At 73.4% G+C, this 26173-nt stretch carries 26 protein-coding genes and 1 pseudogene; 11 read left to right on the top strand and 16 right to left on the bottom strand.

The genetic code is table 11. From position 1 onward, the window contains the following. Positions 1 to 9: 9 nt before the first annotated feature. A complete protein-coding gene (locus AB0469_RS22120; RefSeq protein WP_366453123.1) occupies positions 10 to 603 on the bottom strand; it encodes a hypothetical protein in 594 nt (197 codons plus the stop codon). 78 nt (positions 604 to 681) lie between these two features. Here AB0469_RS22120 and AB0469_RS22125 point away from each other — a divergent pair, with 78 nt between their 5' ends. After that, the gene (locus tag AB0469_RS22125) at positions 682 to 1365 is read left to right on the top strand and encodes a hypothetical protein (protein ID WP_366453124.1); all 684 of its coding nucleotides are present in this window, start codon (positions 682 to 684) and stop codon (positions 1363 to 1365) included. Between the two features lie 27 nt (positions 1366 to 1392). Here the strand turns inward: AB0469_RS22125 and AB0469_RS22130 are convergent, their stop codons facing one another. Then, positions 1393 to 1815, bottom strand: a complete 423-nt coding sequence (locus AB0469_RS22130) for a MarR family transcriptional regulator (protein ID WP_042819129.1) — start codon at positions 1813 to 1815, stop codon at positions 1393 to 1395. A 115-nt stretch (positions 1816 to 1930) separates the two neighbouring features. Here AB0469_RS22130 and AB0469_RS22135 point away from each other — a divergent pair, with 115 nt between their 5' ends. The 3 genes and pseudogenes from AB0469_RS22135 to AB0469_RS22145 all read left to right on the top strand — a co-directional run. Further along, a complete protein-coding gene (locus AB0469_RS22135; protein WP_366453125.1) occupies positions 1931 to 2953 on the top strand; it encodes an NADP-dependent oxidoreductase in 1023 nt (340 codons plus the stop codon). A 64-nt stretch (positions 2954 to 3017) separates the two neighbouring features. Further along, positions 3018 to 3443 carry an organic hydroperoxide resistance protein gene (locus AB0469_RS22140; protein WP_042819132.1) on the top strand — a complete coding sequence of 142 codons (426 nt, stop codon included), beginning with the start codon at positions 3018 to 3020 and terminating at the stop codon, positions 3441 to 3443. 76 nt (positions 3444 to 3519) lie between these two features. Then, positions 3520 to 4245: pseudogene (locus AB0469_RS22145) on the top strand (EI24 domain-containing protein); the annotation flags it as partial. A gap of 419 nt (positions 4246 to 4664) precedes the next feature. Here the strand turns inward: AB0469_RS22145 and AB0469_RS22150 are convergent. Beyond that, on the bottom strand, positions 4665 to 5567 hold the full coding sequence (locus tag AB0469_RS22150) for an NAD(P)-binding domain-containing protein (protein WP_366453126.1): 903 nt from the start codon (positions 5565 to 5567) through the stop codon (positions 4665 to 4667). 98 nt (positions 5568 to 5665) lie between these two features. Between AB0469_RS22150 and AB0469_RS22155 the strand changes: the two genes are divergently transcribed. After that, complete coding sequence (locus AB0469_RS22155) at positions 5666 to 6004, top strand: helix-turn-helix domain-containing protein (protein WP_042820434.1); 339 nt, start codon at positions 5666 to 5668, stop codon at positions 6002 to 6004. Here the strand turns inward: AB0469_RS22155 and AB0469_RS22160 are convergent. Genes AB0469_RS22160 through AB0469_RS22170 form a run of 3 tightly spaced genes read right to left on the bottom strand, consistent with a single transcriptional unit; the run spans position 6001 to position 8493 of the window. After that, positions 6001 to 6726: a carbon-nitrogen hydrolase family protein gene (locus tag AB0469_RS22160; protein WP_366453127.1), complete on the bottom strand. Its 726-nt coding sequence runs from the start codon at positions 6724 to 6726 to the stop codon at positions 6001 to 6003. The genes AB0469_RS22155 and AB0469_RS22160 overlap by 4 nt on opposite strands. 5 nt (positions 6727 to 6731) lie before the next feature. Continuing rightward, positions 6732 to 7862 carry a low temperature requirement protein A gene (locus tag AB0469_RS22165; RefSeq protein WP_366453128.1) on the bottom strand — a complete coding sequence of 377 codons (1131 nt, stop codon included), beginning with the start codon at positions 7860 to 7862 and terminating at the stop codon, positions 6732 to 6734. Between the two features lie 55 nt (positions 7863 to 7917). Further along, on the bottom strand, positions 7918 to 8493 hold the full coding sequence (locus AB0469_RS22170; RefSeq protein WP_366453129.1) for a TetR/AcrR family transcriptional regulator: 576 nt from the start codon (positions 8491 to 8493) through the stop codon (positions 7918 to 7920). A gap of 156 nt (positions 8494 to 8649) precedes the next feature. Here AB0469_RS22170 and AB0469_RS22175 point away from each other — a divergent pair, with 156 nt between their 5' ends. Beyond that, on the top strand, positions 8650 to 11139 hold the full coding sequence (locus AB0469_RS22175) for a glycoside hydrolase family 3 C-terminal domain-containing protein (RefSeq protein WP_366453130.1): 2490 nt from the start codon (positions 8650 to 8652) through the stop codon (positions 11137 to 11139). Between the two features lie 147 nt (positions 11140 to 11286). Here the strand turns inward: AB0469_RS22175 and AB0469_RS22180 are convergent, their stop codons facing one another. After that, a complete protein-coding gene (locus AB0469_RS22180; RefSeq protein ID WP_366453131.1) occupies positions 11287 to 12186 on the bottom strand; it encodes an SGNH/GDSL hydrolase family protein in 900 nt (299 codons plus the stop codon). A 250-nt stretch (positions 12187 to 12436) separates the two neighbouring features. Here AB0469_RS22180 and AB0469_RS22185 point away from each other — a divergent pair, with 250 nt between their 5' ends. Continuing rightward, the gene (locus AB0469_RS22185; protein ID WP_285536194.1) at positions 12437 to 12931 is read left to right on the top strand and encodes a DUF3145 domain-containing protein; all 495 of its coding nucleotides are present in this window, start codon (positions 12437 to 12439) and stop codon (positions 12929 to 12931) included. 87 nt (positions 12932 to 13018) lie between these two features. Here AB0469_RS22185 and fabF read toward each other — a convergent pair whose 3' ends face one another. The 5 genes from fabF to AB0469_RS22210 form a co-directional block, all read right to left on the bottom strand. Further along, complete coding sequence (gene fabF, locus AB0469_RS22190) at positions 13019 to 14284, bottom strand: beta-ketoacyl-ACP synthase II (protein ID WP_366453132.1); 1266 nt, start codon at positions 14282 to 14284, stop codon at positions 13019 to 13021. A 79-nt stretch (positions 14285 to 14363) separates the two neighbouring features. After that, the gene (locus AB0469_RS22195) at positions 14364 to 14612 is read right to left on the bottom strand and encodes an acyl carrier protein (protein ID WP_045945759.1); all 249 of its coding nucleotides are present in this window, start codon (positions 14610 to 14612) and stop codon (positions 14364 to 14366) included. 59 nt (positions 14613 to 14671) lie between these two features. Beyond that, positions 14672 to 15676, bottom strand: coding sequence for a ketoacyl-ACP synthase III (locus AB0469_RS22200; RefSeq protein ID WP_366453133.1), 1005 nt, complete (start codon positions 15674 to 15676; stop codon positions 14672 to 14674). A 19-nt stretch (positions 15677 to 15695) separates the two neighbouring features. Next, positions 15696 to 16613, bottom strand: coding sequence for an ACP S-malonyltransferase (locus AB0469_RS22205; RefSeq protein ID WP_366453134.1), 918 nt, complete (start codon positions 16611 to 16613; stop codon positions 15696 to 15698). An 89-nt stretch (positions 16614 to 16702) separates the two neighbouring features. Continuing rightward, entirely contained in the window at positions 16703 to 17914 is a 1212-nt protein-coding gene (locus tag AB0469_RS22210) for a CdaR family transcriptional regulator (protein WP_042819076.1), read from the bottom strand. 82 nt (positions 17915 to 17996) lie between these two features. Here AB0469_RS22210 and AB0469_RS22215 point away from each other — a divergent pair, with 82 nt between their 5' ends. Next, on the top strand, positions 17997 to 18656 hold the full coding sequence (locus AB0469_RS22215; protein ID WP_366453135.1) for a pirin family protein: 660 nt from the start codon (positions 17997 to 17999) through the stop codon (positions 18654 to 18656). 93 nt (positions 18657 to 18749) lie between these two features. On the opposite strand, the gene AB0469_RS22220 is transcribed toward AB0469_RS22215, so the two are convergent. After that, the gene (locus tag AB0469_RS22220) at positions 18750 to 19568 is read right to left on the bottom strand and encodes a serine hydrolase domain-containing protein (RefSeq protein ID WP_366453156.1); all 819 of its coding nucleotides are present in this window, start codon (positions 19566 to 19568) and stop codon (positions 18750 to 18752) included. Positions 19569 to 19656: 88 nt separating this feature from the next. Here AB0469_RS22220 and AB0469_RS22225 point away from each other — a divergent pair, with 88 nt between their 5' ends. Then, on the top strand, positions 19657 to 20067 hold the full coding sequence (locus AB0469_RS22225; protein ID WP_366453136.1) for a MerR family transcriptional regulator: 411 nt from the start codon (positions 19657 to 19659) through the stop codon (positions 20065 to 20067). Further along, a complete protein-coding gene (locus tag AB0469_RS22230; protein ID WP_366453137.1) occupies positions 20064 to 21083 on the top strand; it encodes an aldo/keto reductase in 1020 nt (339 codons plus the stop codon). Before AB0469_RS22225 ends, AB0469_RS22230 begins: the two co-directional genes overlap by 4 nt. A gap of 51 nt (positions 21084 to 21134) precedes the next feature. Here AB0469_RS22230 and AB0469_RS22235 read toward each other — a convergent pair whose 3' ends face one another. The 3 genes from AB0469_RS22235 to AB0469_RS22245 form a co-directional block, all read right to left on the bottom strand. Continuing rightward, positions 21135 to 22007, bottom strand: a complete 873-nt coding sequence (locus AB0469_RS22235; protein ID WP_366453138.1) for a DUF4429 domain-containing protein — start codon at positions 22005 to 22007, stop codon at positions 21135 to 21137. 120 nt (positions 22008 to 22127) lie between these two features. After that, positions 22128 to 23297, bottom strand: a complete 1170-nt coding sequence (locus tag AB0469_RS22240) for an alpha/beta hydrolase (RefSeq protein ID WP_366453157.1) — start codon at positions 23295 to 23297, stop codon at positions 22128 to 22130. Positions 23298 to 23591: 294 nt separating this feature from the next. After that, positions 23592 to 24260, bottom strand: coding sequence for a TetR family transcriptional regulator (locus AB0469_RS22245; RefSeq protein ID WP_366453139.1), 669 nt, complete (start codon positions 24258 to 24260; stop codon positions 23592 to 23594). Between the two features lie 130 nt (positions 24261 to 24390). Between AB0469_RS22245 and AB0469_RS22250 the strand changes: the two genes are divergently transcribed. Further along, positions 24391 to 25983, top strand: a complete 1593-nt coding sequence (locus AB0469_RS22250) for an MFS transporter (RefSeq protein ID WP_366453140.1) — start codon at positions 24391 to 24393, stop codon at positions 25981 to 25983. Positions 25984 to 26173: the final 190 nt, after the last annotated feature.

Here is a 26173-nt window from a genome sequence, read left to right on the forward strand (position 1 = left end):
GGCGGGGTCCTAGGACCCCGCCTCCCCCGCCGGCTGCACCCGCTGGAGCAGCCCGTACGTGAACTCCGCCACCAGGGCCCGCCCCGACGCGGTGAACGCCAGCCGCCAGCGCGTCGGCGCGGTGCCCTCCATCGGCCGGACCGGAGCGAAGGCCCGGGCCACCTCGTCCACCGTCGCCGACCAGGGCAGCAGGTCCGCGTCCGTCTCCAGTGCGGGCCCCCGCGCGCCCGGGGCCCGCACCAGCCACTCGTTCCACACCGCCCCGTCCGGACCCGCCAGCACCTCGAACCGCAGCTCCGGCCAGAGCGGCACCGGCCACAGCAGCGCCTCGCACTCCAGGTCCCCGATCCGCCGCGGCCCCGCCGACTCCGGCGGGCCCAGCACCGACCGGTAGCGGGCCAGCGCCCCGCGCGACCCGGGGGAGCGGCCCATCGCCTGCCAGCGCCGGTTGGCCTCCCGCTGCTCGGCGAGGGTGGCGCCCAGCCGCAGCCGGGCCGCCTCCGCGAGACCGGGCTGGAAGTCCGCCATCCTGCGCAGCAGCAACAGCTGGAAGGAGTCCGGCCCGAACGCTCCCGGGCGGCTCCGATGGGGGGTCGCGCTCATGGAAGCCACGATTCCACACAGGATCCTCACGCTCCCGGAATACTTATGTTGCCGGGGACCGCATAGCCTGCGGGCGCCATGAACTACTTCTGCCCCGCCTGCCAGAGACACCTCAACGGCGCGCTCGCGTGCGCGGGGTGCGGGACCCCGGCCGAGTACCTGGCGGCCGCCGCGCCCGGAGCGCCGGCCCCCGCCCCCGAGCCGCAGCCCGCGCTGGCCGAGGTGTTCGCGGACTCGCTCGTCGTGCTGACGGCCCCCCACGGGGGCCGCGCCGACACCCGCAAGCGCGCGGCCACCCGCCGCAGGCGCGGGCGGACCGCCCTGGCCGTCGGCCTGGGGCTGGTGCTCGCGACCGGGGGTTCGATCGCCGTGGCCCGGATCGTGGGCGACGACGAGGGGGTCAACCGGGCCGACGAGGTGGTGCTCACCGACAACGGGCCCAAGCAGCCCGACGCCCTGCCGAGCGAGGCCCCCGCCGCGCCCTCGGCCCTGCCGAAGGCCCCGGCCGGGGCGGCGAAGACGGCCCGGCCCAGTGCGAGCCCGAGCGGGTCGGCGCAGCCGGGGCCGAGCGGGAGCGCCTCCGCGCCGACGGGGACCCCTTCGCAGAAAGGTTCCGGCGGTGGGGCGACCGTACGGCCGACGGGATCCGGGAAGCCGTCGGCCGGCGCCTCCGGCACGGCGCGGCCGACCCCGACGAAGGCCAAGCCGGGCAAGCCGAAGCCGCAGCCGACCGACACCTGCGTGTTCTGGATCTTCTGCTGAGCGGGCGGGGCCGACCGGCCCCGGGTCTCAGCCCAGCATCCGCTTGAGCAGGTCCCGCAGGGTCGTGCGCTCCTCGGCGGAGAGCCCGGCCAGCGGCTCGCGCGCGAAGTCCAGCGACTCGCGCAGCCGCTCCGCCGTCTCGGCCCCCTCCTCGGTGGGCGCGGCGAGCTTCACCCGGCGGTCGGCCGGGTCCGGACGACGTTCGACCAGGCCCCGGGTCTCGAGCCGGTCGATGATGCCGGTGACGTTGGACGGCTCGCAGCGCAGCTTCTGCGCGATGCGGCGCATGGGCAGCGGCTCCAGCGACAGCAGCGTCAGGACCTTCGCCTGGGCGCCGGTGAGCTGGTGGCGGGCGGCCGCCTCCTCGTACTCCATGTGGTAGCGGGCCACGACGTCGCCGATGAGCTCGACGACCTCGACGGTCACTGGGTCTGCGCGACGACTGGGCATGGGACCAGCGTACCCATTTGCTTGACAACATGAAATATCCAGGAGCATGGTTGTTTCAGGTCGTGAAGCATTCCGCTTCGCGCCCCGCCCTCTCTCCCACTTCCTGGAGCCCCTCATGTCTCAGATCCCCGCCGTCAGCCGCGAGTGGCACCTCGTCCGCCGTCCGCAGGGCTGGCCGGTGGCCGAGGACTTCGCCCTCCGTGAGGTGCCCGTGTCCGCCGAGCCCGCCGCCGGCCGGATCCTGGTCCGCAACCTCCACATGTCCGTGGACCCGTACATGCGCGGCCGGATGAACGAGACCAAGTCCTACATCCCGCCCTTCCAGCTCGACGAGCCGATGCAGGGCGGCGCGGTCGGCGAGGTCGTCGCCTCCAACGCCGAGGGCTTCGCGGTCGGCGACCACGTCCTGCACATGCTGGGCTGGCGCGAGTACGCCGAGCTCGACGCGAAGCACGCCACCAAGGTCGACGCCTCCCTCGCCCCCCTCTCCGCCTACCTCGGCGTCCTCGGCATGCCGGGCCTGACCGCCTACGCGGGCCTCTTCGAGGTCGCCTCCTTCAAGGAGGGCGACTCCGTCTTCGTCTCCGGCGCGGCGGGCGCGGTCGGCAGCCTCGTCGGCCAGTTCGCGAAGATCAAGGGCGCCTCCCGGGTGATCGGCTCCGCCGGCTCGGACGAGAAGGTGACCCTCCTCACGGAGAAGTACGGCTTCGACGCCGCCTTCAACTACAAGAACGGCCCCGTCGCGAAGCAGCTGAAGGAGGCCGCCCCCGAGGGCGTCGACGTCTACTTCGACAACGTCGGCGGCGACCACCTCGAAGCGGCCATCTCCGAGATGAACGTGCACGGCCGCGCCACCCTGTGCGGTGCGATCGCCGGCTACAACGACACCGAGCCCGCCCCGGGCCCGCGCAACCTCATGATGGTCATCGGCAAGCGCCTGCGCCTCCAGGGCATCCTGGTCGGGGACCACGCCGCGCTCCAGCCGCAGTTCGTCAAGGACGTGGCCGGCTGGCTGGCCTCCGGCGAGCTCCGCTACGACGAGACGGTCGTCGAGGGCGTCGAGAACGCGACCGGCGCCTTCCTCGGAATGCTGCGCGGCGAGAACACCGGAAAGATGATCGTCACGTTCACCCGTTAGGCTCCCTCCATACCGTCGCGATCGTGGGCGCGAGTCGCGGCGACTATCTGGAGGATCCACTTTCATGTCCATCACCCAGTCCGACGTCGCGTACACGGCCGTCGCCACCGCCGAGAACGGCCGTGACGGCCGCGTCGCCACCAACGACGGACAGCTCGACGTCGTCGTGAACCCGCCGAAGGAGCTCGGCGGCAGCGGCGCCGGCACCAACCCGGAGCAGCTGTTCGCCGCCGGCTACAGCGCCTGCTTCCAGGGCGCCCTCAGCGTCGCGGCCCGCAACGAGAACGTCGACGTCACCGGCTCCACCGTGACCGCCGAGGTCGGCATCGGCAAGAACGACGAGGGCTTCGGCATCATCGTCAAGCTCACCGCCTCGATCCCGAACGTCGACGCCGCCGTCGCGAAGGACCTGGTCGAGAAGGCCGACCAGATCTGCCCGTACTCCAAGGCGACCCGCGGCAACATCACGGTCGAGCTGAACGTCGCCTGACGTCTGCGCCGTACGGCTGCACCGCGCGCGAAGGCCGCATCCCGAGGGGGTGCGGCCTTCGCCGTAAACTGGCCGCATGCGTGATCTTGCGGGGGGTTTCCGGTACCTGTGGGCCGGACAGAGATGGGTGTTCGCCAACGGCCGCTGGCTGGGCTTCGGCCTGCTGCCGGGCCTGGTCTCGCTGCTGCTCTACGGCGCCGCGCTGACCGGCCTCTTCTACGGGGCCGACGACTTCACCGCCTGGGCGACGCCGTTCGCCTCGGACTGGTCCTCGCCGTGGCTCGGGCTCTTCCGCGGGTTCCTGACGGCCGTGGTCGTCTCCCTCGGGCTCTTCCTCTCGGTGATCACCTTCACCGCGGTGACCCTGCTGGTCGGCCAGCCCTTCTACGAGTCCCTCTCGGAGCAGGTCGACCGCACCGAGGGCGGTGAGGTCCCGGAGTCGGGGCGCTCGTTCTGGGAGGACCTGTGGATCTCCGCCCGGGACAGCCTGCGGCTGCTGGTGCGGGTGATGCTCTACGGGATCCTGCTGTTCGCCCTCGGGTTCATCCCGGTGATCGGGCAGACGGTGGTCCCGGCGCTCGGCTTCGGCGTCTCCGGCTTCTTCCTCGCCCAGGAGCTGACCTCGGTCGCGCTCCAGCGGCGCCGGGTGGACCTCGACGAGCAGCTCGTCCTGCTGCGCGGGAGGCGTGCGACGGCGCTCGGCTTCGGCGTGCCGCTGGTGCTGCTGTTCCTGATCCCGTTCGTCGCGGTCTTCCTGATGCCGGGCGCGGTGGCGGGGGCGACCCTGCTGGCGCGGGACCTGGTGGGGGCCGACGGCTCCGAGGACGACGCGCGGGACGAGGACGGGCAGGACGGCGACGCCGCCCAGGCCGCCCAGGCGGGCCCGTACGGGGCCGCGGGGCCCTACGGCGCGGGACAGCCCCACGGCCAGGGCTACGCCCAGGCCCCGGCCCAGGCGTACCCGCCGGCTCCCGGCCAGGGTTACGGCGGCCAGGTTTACGGCGGCCAGGGTTACGGAGCCCAGGGTTACGCCCCCGCTCCGGGCCAGGGCTACGGGCAGCAGGCGCCCGCGTACGGTCAGCCCCCGGCGCAGCCCGCGTACGGTCAGCCCCCGGTCCAGGGTCACGGCTACGGCCAGGCCCCGGGGCAGGGACAGCCGGGCGGGTACCGGCCGGACCCGCGCTCCTGACGCCTGACGCCTGACGCCGGGTGCCGGGTGACTCAGCGCCCGGACCCGCGCCGCAGCAGGGTGATCGCTCCCACCGTGTCCTCGCCCGCGTGGGCGGCCGGGTCGGCGTCCAGCCGCTCCTTCATCAGCTTCAGGTACGGCTCGATCAGCTCCGCGCTGACTCCCTGGTCGGCGGCGGTGCGCAGCAGCGTGCCGCTCGCCGTGACCTGCATGGCCAGGTTGGACACCACCCCGGTGGTGAAGTCCCGGGAGGTCAGCCGCTCGGCGGCGTTCCCGACGAAGAACCCCATCGCGCCCAGCCACTCCGACAGCAGCGGTGCCAGCTCCTTCGGGGCGATGTCCTCGCCCTCGATCAGCGCGTAGGCGTGCGAGATCCCGGCGAACAGCCCGTTCATCGCGCTCAGCAGCGCCACGTCGTGCAGCGCCGCATGGCCCGGGTCCGTGCCGACGAAGCGGGCGCCGGCCGGGACCTCCAGGGTCGTCCGGTGGGTGTCGAAGAGGGCGCGGGAGCCGCTGTAGAACACGTACCCGCCGGCTTCGGGGACGCCGATCATCGACGGGGTGGCCATGATCCCTGCGTCGAGGAAGCGGGCGCCGCGCTCCTCGGCCCAGGCCGCCCGGGCCCGGCCCTCGGCGGGCGTGCCGGTGGTGAGGCTGACCAGGTCCTTGCCGGTCAGGTCGAGGCCGTCCAGGACGGAGCCGATGCTCGCGTCGTCCAGCAGGCACAGCACGATCAGGGTGTTCGCGGAGACGGCTGCGGCGGGGCCGGCGGCGACGGCCGCGCCCTCGGCGGCCAGGGGCCGTGCCTTGGCGGGGGTGCGGTTCCAGACGGTCAGGGGGTGCCCGGCGGCGATCCAGGTGCGGGCGAGGGCGGTGCCCATGTCGCCGAGGCCGAGCAGGGTGAGCGGGTGGCGCGCGGTGTCGTTGTCGGTCATGCCGTTTAGCCTGGTGGCAGGCTGACGGGTGCTCAAGTACGCACTTCGGAGTGGGTGGTTACCCCGAGGTGAGCGAGCAGGTGGAAGGGGTGGGCGGGATGGCTCTGACGCGCAGGCCGGGCGCGGACCACTGCGGGATCGCCGCGGCGATGTCGGTGATCGACGGCAAATGGAAGGTCTCGATCCTGTGGGAGCTGGACCAGCGCCCGGGCCTGAGGTTCGGTGAGATGCGCCGCCTGGTGCCCGGGGTGTCGGAGAAGGTCCTCGCGGCGCAGCTGCGGGAGCTGGAGACGGACGGCATAGTCCACCGCGAGGTCTACGACGAGGTCCCGCCCCGGGTGGAGTACTCCCTGACCCCGCTCGGCCGGGAGCTGAACGGGGCCCTGGAGTCCCTGGGGGAGTGGGGCGCCAAGCACCTGCTGCCCGACTCGGCCTAGGTTCGGGCCGCGCCGGGGACGTCCGCCGCGGCCACCGTCGGGGTGTGGGCGTCCGCCTCGGCGAGGAGGGTGCCGTCGGGCGACCAGATCGCCGCGCCGCCGCAGCCCGTCCAGGGGCCGGCCGGGCCGACGTGGTTGGCGAGGACGACGTGGAGGCCGTGGTCCTTCGCCATGCCCGGGTAGACGGTGGCGCGTTCGGCGATGCCGCCGCCCGTGCCGTACAGGGAGCTCGCCAGGTGGACCCGGCAGCCGTCGGCGGCGCCCCGGGCGGGCAGGTCCGGGAAGTGGTTGTCGAAGCAGATGCCCAGGGAGAAGCGGATGCCGCCGAGTTCGAAGCGGCCGTCCGCGGTGCCCGGGGTGAAGGCGCCCTGTTCGTGCTGGTAGAGGTGCTGCTTGGCGTACGTGGTGAGGTGCGTGCCGGCCGCGTCGTAGACCAGGGTGGCGATGGCGGGCAGCGGGGCCGGGGTGCGCAGGGCGACGTTGACGGCCACGGCGGTGCCGGAGGAGCGCAGTCCGTCCAGGCGGGGGTCGTCGGCGTCGGCCATCCACAGCGAGGGGTCCTCCGCGAGGGCTTCCAGTTCGTAGCCGGTGAGGGTGAACTCCGGGAAGACCACGAGCTCCGCGCCCTGGTCGCGGGCCTGCGCGGCGAGGGCGGCGGCCTGCGCGGCGTTGGCGGTGACGTCGGCGGGTATGCAGGTGAGCTGTGCGGCGGCGATCTTCATGGCCCTCAGGATGCCAGGACGGCGCCGGGGAGCTGCTCGCGGCGGCGTACGAAGGCCAGCTCCACCAGGTTGAGCCCGGTCACCACGGCGGTCAGCAGCGCGAGTGCCGCCAGCGAGGGCAGCAGCACGGCCCCCGGCAGCAGGATCAGGACGAGCGCGGCGGCGGTCAGCCGGGTCACCGACCAGGAGCGGAAGAGGTGCCAGCGGGTGTAGCCGAAGGTGGCGAGGAAGAGGGCGCAGCCCCCGTAGAGGAGGGCGGCGACGCCGAGCGGGAGCCGGGCCCCGGGGTGGGCGACGGCCTCGGCCATGCCGACGGCCACCGCGATGACGGAGGCGATCAGGGAGAGGTGCCCGTACGAGAGGACCTGCCGGGCCACGTCGGCCCGTACGGCGGCGGTCTCCAGCCCGTGCCGGACGGCGTCGGCCGCGAGGTGGAAGTACACCCACCACAGGCTGCAGACCAGGGCGAAGGCCACGGCGACGGCGGCCAGCGAGCCGGTGTCCAGCTCGGGGGAGGAGGCCACCGGGGCGCCGACGGCCACGATCGACTCGCCCAGGGCGATCATCACGAACAGGCCGAACCGCTCGGCGAGGTGGCCCGAGTCGAAGCTGAGCCGGACCATGGTGCGGCGGGTCAGCCGGGGCGCGGCCAGGTCCACGGCGGCCGCCAGGGCCCACAGCCCGGTCCGGGCGCTCCCGTCGAGGAAGGAGCCGGCCAGCAGCAGCGGGCCGCTGACCAGCACCGACAGGGTCACCGGGGTGGGCCTCAGGCGGCGGCTGCGGCCGTGTGCGAGCGCGGCGAGGACGAGGCGGGCGCCGAAGTAGGCGCCGGCCAGGAGCGGTCCGCGGTCCCCGAAGGCGTCGGGCAGGGCCAGGGCCATGAGCAGGCCGCACAGTCCGGCGGCGAAGAGTCCGATCCGCTCCGCCGGCCGGTCGGCGTCATGGGTGTTGGCGTGGACCGTGTTGCCGACCCACACCCAGTAGACGGGGACGAACACGATCAGGGCGCGGCCGGTGCCGGCCCATCCGTGGTCGTGGTGCAGCAGTGCCGAGACCTGGGTCACGGCGAAGACCAGTACGAGGTCGAAGAACAGCTCCGACCACGCGACCTTCTTCTCGTGCTCTTCCGGCTCCATGTGGTGTCCCCCCGCTCGAAGTCCGGGGGAAAGGATGCCCGGTGGGGGCGGGCGGTTACGCGCCGGGGCCCCGCAGCAGGGTCAGGAAGGAGCGGAACGCACCGGGCATGTCGACCGATTCCGGGGCGAGCAGCCACTGGTACTGGAGGCCGTCCATGACCGCCGTCAGCAGGGGGGCGGCCTGTTCCGGGGTGAGGCCCGAGGGGAGGAGGTCGCCGAACTCGGCGCGCAGCAGGGCGGCCATCTCGGCGCGGACCTGCGCGTAGCGCTCGGTGAAGAAGGCGCGGGCCGGGTGGCCGTCGGTGACGCTCTCGCCGAGCAGGGCCGAGAAGGTCTGGACGATGCCGGGGCGCATGGCGTTGTACTCCACGAGGGAGGCGAGCAGGTCCAGCCGCCAGGTGTCGGCGGAGGCGCGGGAGCCGCCGCCGGTGTCCCAGCGGTCGCGCTCCTCCAGGACCGCGACCAGCAGGGCCTCCTTGGTCGGGAAGTGGTGCAGCAGGCCCTGCTGGGTGAGGCCCACGCGCTCGGCGACGGAGGCCAGGGAGGCGCCCCGGTAGCCGCGCTCTGCGATCACCTCGACCGCCGCGCGGACGATCTCGCCGCGCCGTTCCTCGCTCTTGGCCCTGACCATCGCCCCGCCACACCCCTTCCGTTCGGACCCGGCCCGCAGTCGTACGACCGTACGCCATCCTTACGTCACGAAAAGATTACAAGACCTACCGTCTTACAGGTGTGGGGTCCACCATGGGCGCACCGCACCGCACCCACAGAGCGAGGAGGCACGGCCGTGACCGCTGCCGAGCAGGTCCCCGACGAGCGCGCGAGCGAGCAGCTCCGCGAAGACGCCGTCGAGGCGGCCCTGGAGAAGCTCGACCTCGACGCCAAGACCCGCCTCCTGGCCGGCCAGGACATGTGGTCCCTGCCCGCCCTCCCGGAGATCGGGCTGGGCTCGCTGGTCATGTCCGACGGCCCGATCGGCGTCCGGGGCGTGCGCTGGACCGCCGACGACCCCTCCGTCGCCCTGCCCTCCCCGACCGCCCTCGCCGCCTCCTGGGACCCGGCCCTGGCCCGCCGGGCCGGGTCGCTGCTGGCCCAGGAGGCCCGCCGCAAGGGCGTCCACGTCCTCCTCGCGCCCACCGTCAACCTGCACCGCTCCCCGCTCGGCGGCCGCCACTTCGAGTGCTACTCCGAGGACCCGTACCTCACCGGAGTCATCGGCACCGGCTACGTCCAGGGCGTCCAGGACGGCGGGGTCGGCACCACCGTCAAGCACTTCGTCGGCAACGACGCCGAGACCGAGCGCTTCACGGTCGACAGCGTCATCGCCGCCCGCCCGCTGCGCGAGGTCTACCTGGCCCCCTTCGAGGCCATCGTCCGCGCTGCCCGCCCCTGGGGGGTCATGACCGCCTACAACCGCGTCAACGGCACCACCATGACCGAGCACGGGCGGCTGGTGAACGGGGTCCTGCGGGGCGAGTGGGGCTTCGACGGGTGCAACGTGTCCGACTGGATGGCCGCCCGCTCCACCGCCGGCTGCCTCGACGGCGGCCTCGACGTGGCCATGCCCGGCCCCACGACCGTCTACGGGCCCGCCCTCGCCGAGGCCGTGCGCGCCGGCGGGGCGGACGCGGCCGCCGTCGACGGGGCCGTGCGCAACGTCCTGCGCCTCGCCGCCCGCGCCGGACTCCTGGAGGGCGCCCCCGCCGCCGTCGCCGCGCCGCCCGCGCCGCTCGACGGGCAGGCCCTGGCCCGCGAGCTGGCCGTCCGCGGGGCCGTCCTGGTCCGCAACGAGGGCGGCGCCCTGCCGCTGGAGCGGTCCTCCGGCCGCACCGTGGCCCTGATCGGCGCCGCCGCCCGCGACGCCCGCGTCCTGGGCGGCGGCAGCGCCACCGTCTTCCCCGAGCGGGTGGTCTCCCCGCTCGACGGGCTCACCGCCGCCCTGCCCGAGGGCGCCCTGACCTACGCCGTCGGCGCCGACCCCAGTGAGGAGCCCGCCCCCGCCGGGCCGGGCTTCGAGCTGCGCGCCGTCTGCCGCGACGCCTCCGGGGCGGTCCTCGGCGAGGGCGGTCTGCCGACCGGGCAGGTCCAGTGGATCGGCGAGGACCTGCCCGAGGGGGCCTCGTACGAGACGATGGCCTCCATCGAGGTCACCGGGACGTTCGTGCCGCGCGAGAGCGGCGAGCACGTCTTCGGCACCCGCGGGCTCGGCGCCTTCCGCCTCGCCGTCGGCGGCCGGACCCTGTGGGAGGGCGTCCAGGAGATGGGCGACGAGGCCGACCCCTTCGAGGCCTTCTTCGGCGCCCCCAGCGAGCGCGCGCGGGCCGTCCTGGCCGCCGGGGAGCCCGTCGAGGTCTCCCTGACCCACCAGGTGCCGGACCTGGGCGCGATGCCGCTCAAGGCGGTCGTGTTCTCCCTGCTGCACCTCGGCCCCCGCCGCGACCCCGACGAGCTGATCGCCGAGGCCGTACGGGCCGCCCGCGCCGCCGACACCGCCGTCGTGGTCGTCGCCACCACCGAGCGGGTGGAGTCGGAGGGCTTCGACCGCGCGGGCCTCGGGCTGCCGGGCCGCCAGGACGACCTGGTCAGGGCCGTCGCCGCCGCCAACCCGAACACCGTGGTCGTCGTCAACGCGGGCTCCCCGGTCGAACTGCCGTGGCGCGAGGACGTCGCCGCCGTGCTGCTGACCTGGTTCCCCGGCCAGGAGGGCGGGGCCGCGCTGGCCGACGTGCTCCTCGGGGACGCCGAGCCCGGCGGGCGCCTGCCCACCACCTGGCCCGCCGCCCTCGCCGACGCGCCCGTCACCGAGGTCGTCCCCAGCGGGGGGCGGCTGGAGTACCGGGAGGGGCTGTTCATCGGCTACCGGGCCTACGAGGCCCGGGGCGTGCGGCCCGCCTACCCCTTCGGGCACGGCCTCGGCTACACCGACTGGGCCTACGAGTCCCTGGAGGCCACCGCCGAGTCCGTCCGGGTCCGCCTCACCAACACCGGGACCCGGCCGGGCCGCGAGGTCGTCCAGGTCTACCTGGCACCCGTCGCGACCGCCTCCGACAGCGCGCGGAGCGCGACCGTCGAGCGGCCCGCGAGCTGGCTGGCCGGCTTCGCGTCCGTCGCCGCCGGCCCCGGGGAGAGCGTCGAGCTGGAGATCGCCCTGCCCGCCCGGGCCTTCGAGGTCTGGGACGAGGAGGCCCACGGCTGGCGCCGGATCGGCGGTACCTACGAGGTCCGTGCGAGCCACTCGCACGCCGACACCCGGCTGGCGGTCACCCTCGACCTGTAGCCGGGGAAGGGCCGCGACACGCCGGGGCGGGGGATTGGCCGGAAATCACCCTTGCCGAGGCCCGGGAACCGGGCCGGGGGCGGCCCCTGACAGCCGCCCCCGGCCCTTCCGTGCGGCGCCGGGTCCCTCCCGCACCGGCGGGGGGCGTCAACGCGGCGGCTGCGCCGCCGTCACCTGCCGGTGGGCCAGTTCCGCGAGCCGCGCCTGCCCGTCCCGGCCGGGGTGGAACCAGTCCCAGTGGCTCAGCTGGTCCGCCGCGAAGGGGTACTGGAAGACGGCCCCGCCGTCGTAGCGGCACAGCTCGTCCTCCGCGCAGACCTGGCGCAGCGCCTCGTTGTACTCGACCACGCGCGCCCGCACCTTCTCGCGGCGCGCCGTCGCCCCCGCGTCGGCGGACAGGGGCTCGGCCAGCATGGACTGACAGATCCCCAGCTTCCAGATCTGACGCACCATCGGGCTGTCCTTGCCCTGCTCCCACAGCCGCTGGAGGTCCGGGACGGAGGACACGTACACCTGCGAGGCGGGCGAGGCCGCCCGCAGCCCCTTCAGGGCCTGTTCGAATTCGGCCCGGAAGTCCGCCACCGGGGTCATGGACGAAGCGGTGGGCCGGCAGGCGTCGTTCGAACCCACCATCACCGTGACCAGGCCCGGCTTGTGCTCCGCCGCCTCGGTCAGCTGGCCGGGCAGGTCCGCCATGCGCGACCCGGTCACCGCGTAGTTCCAGCTGCGTTCGGGCACCTGAGCCCCGCCCAGCAGGCGGGCCGCCAGGGAGTTGACGGCGGGGTCGCTGCCGGTGGCCCAGGAGACCTCCGGGCAGTCGGCCAGCACCGAACAGGCGTCGAAACCGCGGGTGATGGAGTCCCCGACGGCGGCCACGGAGGTCGGCGCCGTATTCCAGCGCGGCTTCGGCTGTGCCCCCCGTCCGCTCCCCTCCGCGGACGGACCGCCGTCGTCACACCCCGTCACCGTCGCGGCCAGCACGGCCACCGCCACGCCCGCGCCGGTGACGGTCCGGCGTACGCGGCGGCGCGCAGCGGTGGTGCGCATCGGGTGGTCCCTCCCTCGTCGCCCCGTGTCCTCCCCGGGGCGTCCTGCTGAGTGAATGCTCTGTGTTTACGGGCTTCGGAGCGACCGTACGTCACATCATGACCCCTGGCGCACGGTAGCTTTTTCCCGTGGCGTTTCGGCCGCAGGTGCCGCTGCGCAATGTCCAAAATTTTCCGTTACATTACATCACGTCACATACTGTCCGTTTTCTGGAGTTTATTCCCGACCTCGTCCCACACTGGAGGTCCCGGTGACGACACGTGGAGTTCTGTACGTGCATTCCGCGCCGCGTGCGCTCTGCCCGCACGTGGAATGGGCTGTTGCGGGCGTGCTCGGGGTGCGGGTGAACCTCGACTGGATCAGGCAGCCCGCCTCCCCCGGCACCTGGAGAGCCGAGTTCTCCTGGCAGGCCGAGGCGGGCACCGCCTCGAAACTCGCCTCCGCCCTCCGCGGCTGGCACCTGCTCCGCTTCGAGGTGACCGCCGAACCCTGTCCGACCGCCGAGGGCGAGCGCTACAGCTCCACCCCGGAGCTCGGCATCTTCCACGCCGTCACCGGCATGCACGGCGACATCCTGATCCCCGAGGACCGGCTGCGCGCCGCCCTGGCCCGCTCCGCGCGCGGCGAGACCGACCTGGAGGCGGAGATCTCCAAGCTGCTCGGAAAGCCCTGGGACGACGAACTGGAGCCCTTCCGCTACGCCGGCGAGGGCGCCCCGGTCCGCTGGCTCCACCAGGTGGTCTGAAGCCGGACGGTCCGCGAACGCCCAAGGGGAAGGCCCCCTCCCGGCACTGCCGGGAGGGGGCCTTCCCCTTGGTGCGGGTGCCTGCCCTCAGACGGTGCGGAACGCGAGGGAGACGTTGTGGCCGCCGAAGCCGAAGGAGTTGTTGATCGCGGCGATCGGGCCCTCCACCGGCAGCTTGCGGGGCTCGCCGCGCACGATGTCCGCGTCGATCTCGTCGTCGAGGTCGTCGATGTTGATCGTCGGCGGGGCGATCCGGTGGTAGAGCGCCAGCACGGTCGCCACGGTCTCGATACCGCCCGCGCCGCCCAGCAGGTGACCGGTCATCGACTTGGTCGCGGAGATCGCGACGTGGTCGAGGTCGTCGCCCAGGACCTTGCGCAGGGCCTTCAGCTCGGCCGTGTCGCCCTGCGGGGTGGACGTGGCGTGCGCGTTGACGTGGACGAGCTCGGACGGGTCGAGCTGCGTGTTGTCGAGCAGGTTCTGCACGGCGGCCGCGACACCGCGGCCCGTGGGCTCCGGCTGCGCGATGTGGTGGCTGTCCGCGGACAGGCCCTGGCCCAGCACCTCGCAGTAGACCCGGGCGCCGCGCTTGGCGGCGTGCTCGGCGGACTCCAGGACCACGACGCCGGCGCCCTCACCGAGGACGAAGCCGTCGCGGGCCTTGTCGTACGGGCGGGAGGCCGTGGTCGGGCTCTCGTTGTTCTTGGACATCGCCATCATGTTGGCGAACGCCGCGATCGGCAGCGGGTGGATGGCCGCCTCGGTGCCGCCGGCGACGACCACGTCGGCACGGCCGGTGCGGATCATCTCGACGGCGTAGCCGATGGCCTCGGCGCCCGACGCGCACGCGCTGACCGGGGTGTGGACACCGGCGCGGGCGTTGACCTCCAGGCCCACGTTGGCGGAGGGGCCGTTCGGCATGAGCATGGGGACGGTGTGCGGGGAGACCCGGCGCACACCCTTTTCCTTCAGTACGTCGTACTGGTCGAGCAGGGTGGTGACGCCGCCGATGCCGGAGGCGATCACGGTGCCCAGACGCTCGGGGACGACCGTCTCGTCCTCGCCGGCCGGAGCGGTGTAACCCGCGTCGGCCCAGGCCTCACGGGCCGCGATGAGGGCGAACTGCGCCGAGCGGTCGAGCTTGCGGGCCAGCGGGCGGGGGAGTACCTCACCCGGGTCCACAGCGGCCTGGGCGGCGATGCGGACCGGCAGTTCGGCGAAGCGCTCGCCCTCCAGGGGCGAGACACCGGACCGGCCGGCGAGCAGACCTTCCCAGGTCGAAGCGCTGTCGCCACCCAGCGGAGTGGTTGCGCCGATACCGGTGACGACCACGGTGCGATTGGTCGGGCTCACAGGAATTCTTTCTCCACGTCTCAGGGGGTGCTGAATTGTCACGGCGCCACCGCGGGGTGGCGACAAACGCTCGTCAGGCTCAGGCCTGGTGCTTCAGGATGTAGGCGGCGGCGTCGCCGACCGTCTTGAGGTTCTTGACGTCCTCGTCGGGGATCTTGACGTCGAAGCGCTCTTCGGCGGCGACGACGACCTCGACCATGGACAGCGAGTCGACGTCCAGGTCGTCGGTGAAGGACTTGTCGATCTCGACGTCCTCGACCGGGATGCCCGCGATCTCGTTGACGATCTCCGCGAGACCCTCGACGATTTCTTCCTGCGTGGCGGCCATGTGGCGCTCCTTCTGTGGCTAGCTAGCTGGTGGAACAGGTCCGGGAAGTGATCCGGGCCCTAGGGGAGGGTAACGACCGTCGCGGCGTAGACGAGCCCCGCCCCGAAGCCGATGACGAGCGCGGTGTCGCCGCTCTTCGCCGCTCCGGTCGCCAGGAGCCGCTCCATGGCGAGCGGGATCGAGGCGGCCGACGTGTTGCCGGTGGTTTCCACGTCACGGGCGACCGTGACGTGCTCCGGCAGCTTGAGAGTCTTCACCATCGAGTCGATGATCCGCATGTTGGCCTGGTGCGGAATGAAGACGTCCAGGTCATCCGGGGTGATCCCGGCGGCGTCGAGCGCCTGCTGGGCCACCTTGGCCATCTCGAAGACGGCCCAGCGGAAGACCGCCTGGCCCTCCTGGGTGATGGCCGGGAACTTCTGGGCGGTGTCCGTGCTGCGGAACTCGTCCCACGGCACGGTCTGCTTGATGGTCTCGGACTTGTCGCCCTCCGAACCCCACACCGTGGGGCCGATGGCCGGCTCGTCCGACGGGCCGACGACCACGGCGCCCGCGCCGTCGCCGAACAGGAAGGCCGTCGCCCGGTCCTCCAGGTCCGTCAGGTCCGACAGCCGCTCGACCCCGATGACGAGGACGTACTCGGCGGACCCCTCCACCACCATGCCCTTGGCGAGGGTCAGGCCGTAGCCGAAACCGGCACAGCCCGCGGAGATGTCGAAGGCGGCGGGCTTGCCCGCGCCGATCCGGTGCGCGATCTCGGTCGCGACGGCCGGGGTCTGCTTGAAGTGCGAGACCGTCGAGACGATCACCGCACCGATCTGCTCGGGGGAGATCCCGGCGTCGGCGAGCGCCTTGCCGGAGGCCTCCACCGACATCGCGGCGACGGTCTCCTGGGGCGAGGCCCAGTGCCGGGACGCGATGCCGGAGCGGGAGCGGATCCACTCGTCGGAGGAGTCGATCGTCTCGAGGATGACCTCGTTGGGCACCACACGGGTCGGGCGGTAGCCGCCGACGCCGAGGATGCGGGCGTACGGGGAGCCCTTGGCCGGCTTGATCTTGGACATGCTGTGTGGGCTCCTACTCTCAGGCCGTCAGCTCGGCGATGAGCTTCGCGGCCTTGTCGAGGTCGTCCGGCGTCTTCAGTGCCACGTTCGGCACGCCCTTGAGCGCGCGCTTGGCCAGACCCGTCAGGGTGCCGCCGGGGCTCAGCTCGACGATCCCGGTGACGCCCAGCTCGGAGAAGGTCTGCATGCACAGGTCCCAGCGCACCGGGTTCGCGACCTGGCCCACCAGGCGGGCGACGACGTCGGCGCCCGACTCGACCACGAGTCCGTCCCGGTTGGACACGTACTTCAGCGCCGGGTCGGCCGGGGTGAGGGCCTTCGCGGCCTCCGCCAGCGTGGCGACCGCGGGCGCCATGTGGTGCGTGTGGAAGGCGCCCGCGACCTTGAGGGCGACGACCTTCATCGCACCCTCGGGCTTGTCCGCGACCAGGGCCGCGATCTGCTCCGCGGTACCCGCGGCCACGATCTGGCCGGCGCCGTTGATGTTGGCCGGGGTCAGCCCCAGCTTGTCCAGGTGCGCGACGACCACCTCCTGGTCACCGCCCAGGACCGCGGCCATGCCCGTCTCGGTGACGGCGGCGGCCTCGGCCATGGCCAGCCCGCGGGTGCGGACGAACGACAGCGCGTCGTCCTCGCCCAGCACGCCGGCGTAGGCGGCCGCGGTGATCTCACCGACGCTGTGGCCGGCGACGGCACCGAAGGCCGTCGGGGCGCCCAGCGCGGAGGCGGACAGCAGGCCTGCCGCGACCAGCAGGGGCTGGGCCACCGCCGTGTCGCGGATCTCGTCCTCGTCGGCCTTGGTGCCGTAGTGGACGAGGTCCAGCCCGATGGCGTCGGACCACCCCGCGACGCGCTCGGCGGCGCCGGGGAGTTCGAGCCAGGGAGTCAGGAAGCCGGGCGTCTGAGCGCCTTGGCCGGGAGCGACGAGTACGAGCACCCTCACACTCTCTCTTGTGGGTGGTCTCCGCCGCCCGTGGGGACAGGGACGAAGAACCGTCGGGGTAATTGTTGATGTCCGACAAAAGTCTAGGGCTGCTGATCTCCGTCGGCCAGACGCCCGAGGATCAGGGCGATCCGCAGCGTGAAGGCCGAACGGACATCGGAGGGTGACCAACCGGTGACGTCGGTCACACGTCGGAGCCGGTAGCGCACCGTGTTGGGGTGCACGAAGAGCATCCGCGCCGCCCCCTCCAGGCTGCTCGCCTGTTCCAGGTAGACGCTCAGCGTCTCCAGCAGCGCCGAGCCAGCCTCTTCCAGTGGTCTGTAGATCTCCTCCACCAGTTGCTCCCTGGCCGAGGGATCCGAGGCGATCGCCCGCTCGGGCAGGAGATCGTCCGCCAGGACCGGCCGCGGCGCGTCCTGCCAGGCCGTGCACGCCTTCAGCCCGGCGGCCGCCGCCTGTGCGGACTTCGTCGCGTTCAGCAGGTCCGGGACCACCGGCCCCGCCACCACCGGACCGGCCGCGAAGGGGCCGATCAGCGACTTCGCCACCTGGAGCGGGTTGTCGCTGCCTCCCGCGATCACCACCAGCCGGTCGCCCAGCACCCCCGTGAGCACCTGGAGCTTGTGGTGGCGGGCCGCGCGCCGGATCGCCTCGACCGTCAGCTCGCTGTCCCCCTCCGGGGCCGTGCCCAGCACCACGCACACGTGCTCCGGGGAGTTCCAGCCGAGCGCCGCGGCCCGCGACAGGGCGCCCTCGTCCGCCTCGCCCGACAGCACGGCGTTGACGACGAGCGACTCCAGCCGGGCGTCCCAGGCCCCGCGCGCCTCGGCGGCCTGCGCGTACACCTGGGCCGTCGCGAAGGCGATCTCCCGGGCGTACACCAGCAGCGCCTCGCGCAGGATCGACTCGTCCCCGGGAGCCGCCACCTCGTCGATCGCGGCTTCCATGACCTCGATCGTCGTGCGGACCATCTCCACGGTCTGGCGCAGGGTGATCGCCCGGGTCAGCTCCCGCGGCGCCGTGCCGAACACGTCGGTCGAGATGGCCTGCGGGGTCTCCGGGTGCCGGAACCACTCCGTGAACGCGGCGATGCCCGCCTGGGCGACCAGGCCGATCCACGACCGGTTCTCCGGAGGCATCGCCCGGTACCACGGCAGGGCCTCGTCCATGCGCGCGATCGCGTTGGCGGCGAGCCGGCCGGAGGACTTCTCCAGCCGGCGCAGCGTCGCCGCATGCGGATGGGCCGGGTGCGCGGGACGGGTCTCGGGGGAATGCTCACGTTCGGGTTGGGGCACGGGACAAGACTGCCTTATCGACGGCCCGGCGCGGACCCGGGTCCCGGGCCGGGGTCCCCCGGAGAGGGCTACCGTGGCTCCCATGATCGATGTACGCCGCGCCGCCGACCGGTACGAGGGAGGGGATCCGGGTACCGGGATCACCACCCGGCACGCCTTCTCCTTCGGCTCCTCCTACGACCCGGACAACATCCGCTTCGGCCCGGTGCTCGCCTGCAACGAGGAGCTGCTCGCCCCCGGCTCCGGCTTCGACGAGCACCCGCACAGCCACACCGAGATCGTGACCTGGGTGGTGGAGGGCGAGCTCACCCACCGCGACAGCACCACCGGCCACACCGGCACCGTCCGGCCCGGGGACGTCCAGCGGCTGGGCTCGGGCTCGGGGGCCCGGCACGTCGAGCGCAACGACGCGGCCCGCCCGCTGCGCTTCGTCCAGACGTGGCTCGCGCCGCTGGCCGCGGGCGGGGAGCCCTCGTACGAGGTCGTGCGGGACCTCGCGGACGGGACCCCGTACGAGGTCCCGGCGGCCGGGGCCGTGCTGCACGTGCGGCGCCCCGGCGCGGGCGAGCGGGTCCCCGTGCCGGACGCGGAGCGGGTCTACCTGCACGTGGTGCACGGGGACCTGCGGCTCGACGGGGCGGAGCTGGGACCCGGGGACTCGGCGCGGATCACCGGCGAGAAGAACCTGGAGATCACGGCCGGTTCCCCGGGCGAACTGCTGATCTGGGAGCTGCCCGCGTAGGGCCTGTCGTCACATTCCCGTCCGCCCCGCGACGCCTGGCACGCACCATGCGCCGCGGGGCCGCCCTCCGGGCGACGACGGGACCGACAGGTCCTAGCGGGTGCGCAGCTCCGCGAGGACCGCGTCGGTGAAGGGGGTCCAGGCCTCCGCGGCCCAGGGGCCGAAGGCGCGGTCCGTCAGCGCCACGCAGGCGGCGCGGACGTCGGGGTCCACCCACAGGAAGGTGCCGGACTGGCCGAAGTGCCCGAAGGTGCGCGGCGAGGAGGTCAGGCCCGTCCAGTGCGGGGACTTGCCGTCGCGGATCTCCAGGCCGAGCCCCCAGTCGTTGGGGGACTGGTGCCCGTAGCCGGGCAGGACGCCCTTGAGGCCGGGGTGGACCACCGAGGTGGCCTCGGCGACCGTGCGGACGTCCAGCAGCCGGGGGGCCTGGAGTTCGGCGGCGAAGCGCACCAGGTCGGAGACGGTGGAGACGCCGTCCTTGGCCGCAGACCCCTCCAGGCTGGAGGAGTTCATCCCCAGCGGCTCGAAGACGGCCTCGCGCAGGTAGTCGGCGAAGGGGATCCCGGTGGCCTTGGCGAGGTGGTCGCCGAGCACCTCGAAGCCGGCGTTGGAGTACAGCCGCCGCTGTCCGGGCGGGGCCGTCGCCCGGTGCTCGTCGAAGGCCAGGCCGCTGGTGTGCGCGAGGAGGTGACGGACCGTCGAGCCCTCGGGCCCGGCCGGCTCGTCGAGCTCGACCGCCCCCTCCTCGTACGCGACGAGGACCGCGTACGCGGCGAGCGGCTTGGTGACCGAGGCCAGCGGGAAGCGGCGGTCCACCGGACCGTGCGAGCCGGCCAGGCTCCCGTCGGCGCGCACGACCGCCGCCGCGGCGGCGGGCACCGGCCAGTCCTCGATCGTCCGCAGGCTTTCCAGGCCGTTGAGGCCTTCCATGCTCTCCATGGGCCCGAGCCTACTTCGCGCACTTGCCTGGAGCGCACTCCAGGGTTTTAGCGTAGAGGTCATGAACCTGACGGAGACGCGGTACACGATCAGTGAGGTCGAGGCGCGGACCGGTCTGACCCAGCACACGCTGCGCTGGTACGAGCGGATCGGCCTGATGCCGCACGTGGACCGCTCCCATTCGGGACAGCGGCGGTTCAACGACAAGGACCTCGGCTGGCTCGCCTTCGTGGGCAAGCTGCGCGCCACCGGGATGTCGGTGGCGGACATGGTCCGGTACGCCGAACTCGTCCGCGAGGGGGACCACACCGTCGACGAGCGCCGCGCGCTCCTGGAGCGGACGCGCCGCGAGGTGCTGGCGCGGGTCGCGGAGCTGACGGACGCGCTCGACGTATTGGACTGCAAGATCGCGATGTACGCGCGGAACACCGTGGGAGCGGTGGGCGCGGGAACGGGGAAGGCACAGTCATGACGGAGCACACCACCATCGCACGCGCCGAGCTGGGCAAGGGCGGCCCGGTCGTCGGGATCCAGGGCCTCGGCTGCATGGGCATGAGCGAGTTCTACGGGGACACCGACGAGGCGGCGGCCCGCGCGACCCTGGACGCGGCGCTGGCCGCCGGCGTCACCCTCTTCGACACGGCGGACATCTACGGTCGCGGCGCGAACGAGGAATTCCTGGCGCCCTTCGTGGCCGCCCACCGGGACGAGATCACCCTGGCGACGAAGTTCGCCATCGAGCGCAGCGACGACCCGGCCTACCGGGGGGTCCGCAACGACCGCGCGTACGTCCGGCAGGCCGTCGAGGGCAGCCTGCGGCGGCTCGGCGTGGACGTCATCGACCTCTACTACATGCACCGGCGCGACCCGGCCGTGCCCTTCGCCGAGTCGGTGGGCGCCATGGCCGAGCTGGTGCAGGAGGGGAAGGTGCGCCACCTGGGGCTCAGCGAGGTGACCGGGGCCGAGCTGCGCGAGGCGCACGCGGTGCACCCGATCGCGGCGCTGCAGTCGGAGTGGTCGCTGTTCAGCCGGGACGTGGAGCGCAGCGCGGTGGGCGTGGCGGCGGAGCTGGGCGTGGCCTTCGTGCCGTACTCGCCCCTCGGGCGCGGGTTCCTGACGGGGGCCTTCGCGGATGCGGCCGCCGAGCTGTCCGCCGACGACTTCCGGCGCAGCCAGCCCCGCTTCACGGGGGAGAACGCCAAGGCCAACGCGGCCCTGCTGGCTCCGATCCGGGAGATCGCCGCCGCGCACGGGGCGACGGCGGCGCAGGTCGCGCTGGCGTGGGTGCAGCAGCGGGCGTCGGTGCACGGGCTGACGGTCGTGCCGATCCCGGGCACCCGCAAGCCGGGGCGCCTCGCGGAGAACACGGCCGCGACCCGGATCACCCTGACGGCCGCGGAGCTGGCCCTGCTGGAGCCCCTCGCGTCCCGGGTGGCGGGCGCCCGCTACCCGGACATGGCCTTCACGTCGGACTCCCGCGAGGGCTGATCCGCCCGGGGCCGGGGGCGGCCGCCGCACGGACCCCCGCCCCCGGCCGGGTCAGGCGCCGGCCGTGAAGCGGGCGCGGAGGGTCTCGTACTCCGCGTCGGTCAGCAGGCCCGTGCTGTGCAGCTCGCTGAGGTGCTGGAGCCGTTCCCCCGATATCCGGGCCCGGGGGACGGCACCCACCGGCGCCCGCTCCCGCAGCGCGGCGAGCACGGCGGCCGCGAAGGGCAGCGACTCGTGCACCGCCCCGTAGCCCACGCCGAACACCGCCGCCGCGAGGTCGTGGTCGGGGGCCTGCGGGGTCGCGGCGCCGTCCCGCGGCAGCAGCCGCAGGTGCCCGCCCCCGGGGCGCTCCGGGGACACCCACTCCACCCCGGACAGCGCCGCCAGCGCGAACCTCTGGTCCCCGGCGCGCCACTTCGCACTGCTCGCGCCCGTGCGCGACCAGTGGAACGTCACGGCCGTGCCGTCGAACCCGACCCGCGCGTCGTAGGCCTTGAGCTGGAGCGGAGGCTGCGGGGCCGCGACGAGGAACCGTTCCGCCGGAGCGTCGGCGCCGTCCGGTCCCAGCCGGTCGCGCAGCGCCCCGGCGAAGGCCGCGGCCTGCTCCGCCCGGTCCGCGGGCAGCACCAGCCGGTACGGATCGCAGGACTCCTTCAGCTGCCCGGCGGCAGCCTCCATCAGCGGATCGGCCCCGGGCCGCGGCGTGGCGCGCAGCACCACGGTCTCCCGCCGCCCGACACCGGCCGCGGCGGCACCCACCGACACCCCGGACAGCGCTTCGAGGGGGATCCGGCGCTCGCCCAGCGCGTTCCAGAGCCGCGGCGTGCGCATCCCCCGTGCGAAGCGGATGAGCACCGAGTCCGAGTCGGCGTCGAACTCCCAGACGGCATGATTTCCGGCCAGTACGTCACCCATGCGGCACATGGTAAAGGGACGCGCCCCCGCGCGTCCCCCTCGTCATCCGGCCCGATTTTTCGACTTGCTACGGGTCTGTGGTGCATCGGACACCCGTCAGGCATCCCTCAGGCACCCGTCAGAGACCGGTCAGTCACCGTCCGTGCCGGAGATCCCGATCCGGCAGTCGTCGCTGCCGTTCGCGCACGCGACGGAACCGAAACCGCCGGTTCCGATCTTGGCGAAGTTCTCCAGCGAGGCCGTGCCTGGCTCGAAATAGCCGGTGTGGCTGTGCGCCCCGGCGGACGAGAGCAGCCGGGCGCCGAACGCGGGCGACACCGGGTCCGCCCCGTGGCCGACCCCGCCGACCTCCAGGTGCGGGACGTCGGCGATCCAGTCGCCCTCGGCCCGGGTGGCCCACACCCGCGCCGAGGTGTGCAGCTCCGCGGCGTTCCCCACGCGCATGCCGGGGCTGCCCGCCACCACCACGTCGGTCACCCGCTCCGGCAGCGCGTGCGCGGCCACCCCGCACACCACGGACCCGTAGCTGTGGCAGAACAGGGCCACGCTCGCGTCCCCGGGCAGGGCGGCGGCCAGCGACGCCAGCCGCACGGAACCGAGGACGGCGAGCCGGCCGGTGGCGGCGTCCACCCCCACGCCGGTGGGGGCCACGTAGCCGGCCCAGGCGATGACGGCCGTACGGGCGGCGGGCGCGGCCGCGCGCTGGGCCTCGTACAGGGACTGCGCCATGCCGGCGGGGGCCGTCAGCCGGCGCTGGCTGCGCTCGAAGGTGAGGGCGTCGGTGTCGACGCCCGGCACGATCACCGAGACCCGGCGGGCGCCGTCGAGGTCGCCGAACACCTCGGCGGCCAGGCCGTCGCCGGTGGGGTCGAAGAGCAGGATCTGCCGGTTGCCCTCCGCGAGGGACTCGAAGCGGTGGGCCCGGCGTATGGCGTTGGCGCGGTCGGCCGGGGTGAGGGCCACGTCCTTGCCCCGGGCCTCCTCCAGCCGCGCGGTCTGGGCGAGCGCGTTGTGGTTGGCCCGGTAACGGGTCGCGGCGGGCACCCCGTCGAGGTTGCCGACCACGAGCGGGTAGCCGTCGGCGAGGTGGTTGCGCCGGGTCGTGTCGAGGTCGGCGAAGAAACGGGCGACCGTCCGCACGGGGGCGTCGGCCGCGGGCACCGGCCGGCCGTCGACCCGCGCCGTGGCCCACGCGGCGAGCGCGGCGGCCCGTGCCGGAACCGCGGTCTCCGGGCGGTGCACGGCGGTCCAGCCGGTGGTCGCCAGCATGAGGAAGACGACGCCGAGCGCGAGCAGCATGCGCAGGACGGCCGGACGCACGGGGGCGTCGACGGGGGCGTCGGCGATGGGGTGGGCGGGGCGGCCGGGCAGGTTCACTGGAGCCAGACTAAGAGACCCCTGGAGCCAGTGGTGCCAGGGGTGACGGGACTCACGGCCGACCGTGGTAGGCATCGCCCCGTACGGTCACGCTCCGTTGCGGCGGGGGCGGTTGGGGCCCTCCGGAAGGGTGGCCGGAACTCGTCGTCGGTTGCTCCGGACCGTCGGCCGAAGCCGTCCGGCGGCCCCGCCGGGGCCGCGGCACGCTGCCGGGCCTCAGGCGCCGTCGGCGGGCGCCGGCCGGCGCCAGTCCGCCGCCAGGGCGGGTCCGATCTGGTCGAGGTAGGCCTCGGTCATCCGGCGGATCGCGGTCACGCTGACGTCCTCGCCCTGCCCCCAGAGCCTCCCGGTGACCCGCATCACCCCGGAGAACGCGGCGACGGCGACCCGGGGCCGCGGATCCGCGTCCAGGTCCAGCCCCTCGCGGTCGGCGATCAGCCGCGCGATCCTCTCCTCCAGCTCCGTGGAGCGCCGCAGGTGGACGGCGAGCAGGGCCGGCGTGGACTCGATCAGCCGGTAGGCCTGCATGTACAGGTCGACGGGGACCACCTCGGAGAGGGCCTCGTCCAGGGTGTCCCAGGCGGCGAGCACGGCGCCCCGCATGGCCTCCAGCGGCGGCTCGCCGGGCGGACGGGCGCCCAGCGCGTCGACGAAGTGGGACTCCACCAGGTCCTGGACGGCGAAGGCGACCTCCTCCTTGTTCGCGAAGTAGCGGAAGAAGGTGCGCTGGGAGACCTCGACCGTCTCGGTGATCTCGTCGACGGTCGTCCGCTCGTACCCCTGCGAGATGAACAGGAGCAGCGCGGCGCGCAGCAGCGCGTCCCGGGTGCGCCGCTTCTTGCGCTCGCGCAGTCCGGCCGCCGGGGCGGGCCGCTCGTCGGTCATCACCGCGGGGTCCTCTCTGATGCTGAATCTGACGCTGAGTGAGCGGTCAGGGTACCTGTGACGGAGCTGACAGCTACTGCCGCGTTAAGCCGTTTGTGAACTGTCAGTCGCTGTCACTAACCTGCTGGGCATGACTGGTCAGATCACCCTCGCCAAGGAATCGAGTCCGTCACCGGTCCGCTCCGGTCTGCGCGGCCACCCGTGGCTCACGCTGTTCGCCGTGGCGATCGGCGTCATGATGGTCACCCTCGACGGCACGATCGTCGCCGTCGCCAACCCCGCGATCCAGAAGGACCTCGGCGCCAGCCTGGCCCAGGTGCAGTGGATCACCAACGGCTACCTGCTGGCCCTGGCGGTCTCCCTGATCACCGCCGGCAAGCTCGGCGACCGCTTCGGGCACCGCCAGACCTTCCTCATGGGCATCGCCGGCTTCGGTCTCTCCTCGGCGGTCATCGGCCTGTCCGACGGGGTCGGGCTCGTGATCGGCTTCCGCGTCGCCCAGGGCCTCTTCGGCGCCCTGCTGATGCCCGCGGCCCTCGGACTGCTGCGCGCCACCTTCCCCGCCGAGAAGCTCAACATGGCCATCGGCATCTGGGGCATGGTCATCGGCGCCTCGACCGCGGCCGGGCCCATCGTCGGAGGCCTGCTCGTGGAGCACGTCAGCTGGCAGTCCGTCTTCTTCATCAACGTGCCGGTCGGCGTCGTCGCGCTGCTCTTCGGACTGTTCATCCTGCTCGACCACCGCGCGGAGAACGCCCCGCGCTCCTTCGACCTGCCGGGCATCGTGCTGCTGTCGGCGGCGATGTTCTCCCTGATCTGGGCGCTGATCAAGGCCGCCGAGTGGGGCTGGGGCGATGCGAAGACCCTGCTCTTCCTCCTCGGCTCCCTGGTGTGCTTCGGCCTCTTCGCCTTCTGGGAGACCCGGGTCCCCGAGCCGCTGATCCCGCTCGGCATGTTCCGCTCGGCGGCGCTGTCCGCGGGCACCGTGCTGATGGTGCTGATGGCCTTCGCCTTCATGGGCGGCCTGTTCTTCGTCACCTTCTACCTGCAGAACGTCCACGGGATGAGCCCGGTCGACAGCGGCCTGCGCCTGCTGCCGCTCACCGGCATGATGATCATCGGTTCGCCGCTGGCCGGCGCCGCCATCACCAAGGTCGGCCCGCGCGTCCCGCTCGTCGCCGGCATGGTGGCCACGGCCGCCGCCTGCTTCGGGATGTCCCGCCTCACCCCGGACACCGGCACCCTCACGATGTCCCTCTGGTTCGCCCTCCTGGGCCTGGGCCTCGCGCCCGTCATGGTCGGAGCCACCGAGGTCATCGTCGGCAACGCCCCGCTGGAGCTCTCCGGCGTGGCCGGCGGCCTCCAGCAGGCCGCCATGCAGGTCGGCGGAAGCCTCGGCACTGCCGTCCTCGGAGCGGTCATGGCAGCCGAGGTCAGTGACACGTTCGGGGACAACTGGACGGGCGCGGGCCTGCCCCCGCTCACCCCCGAGCAGCTGGAACTCGCGGAGCGGGGCGTCCAGGTCGGCATCGCCCCCGTCCCGCCGGGGGTGCCCGAGCCGGTCGCGCAGACCATCTCCACCGTCGCGCACGAGACCTTCGTCTCCGGCATGAGCACGGCGTTCACCTGCGCCGCGGTCGTCGCGGTCCTCGCCGCGGTCGTCGCCTGCTTCACCAAGCGCGGCGAGAACGCCGGGGCCGGGGCGGGCGCCGCCCACATCTGAGCCGGACCGCCCGGCGTCACGACCGCGTCAACCCCGCGCCCGCCACAGCCCCGCCGCAGCCCCGCGGCGGGGCTGTCGCCTATCAGGGTGGACCCGCCCGCGGCCCCTTCCGCTCGTACGTCGTCGCAGGTCAGCGTGGTGTCACGGAGTCCTCGGAAACGGTCCGGGGCCCGTACGTCCACAAGGAGTT

This window comes from Streptomyces sp. NPDC093801 (assembly GCF_040701585.1).
Taxonomy (GTDB): Bacteria; Actinomycetota; Actinomycetes; order Streptomycetales; family Streptomycetaceae; genus Streptomyces.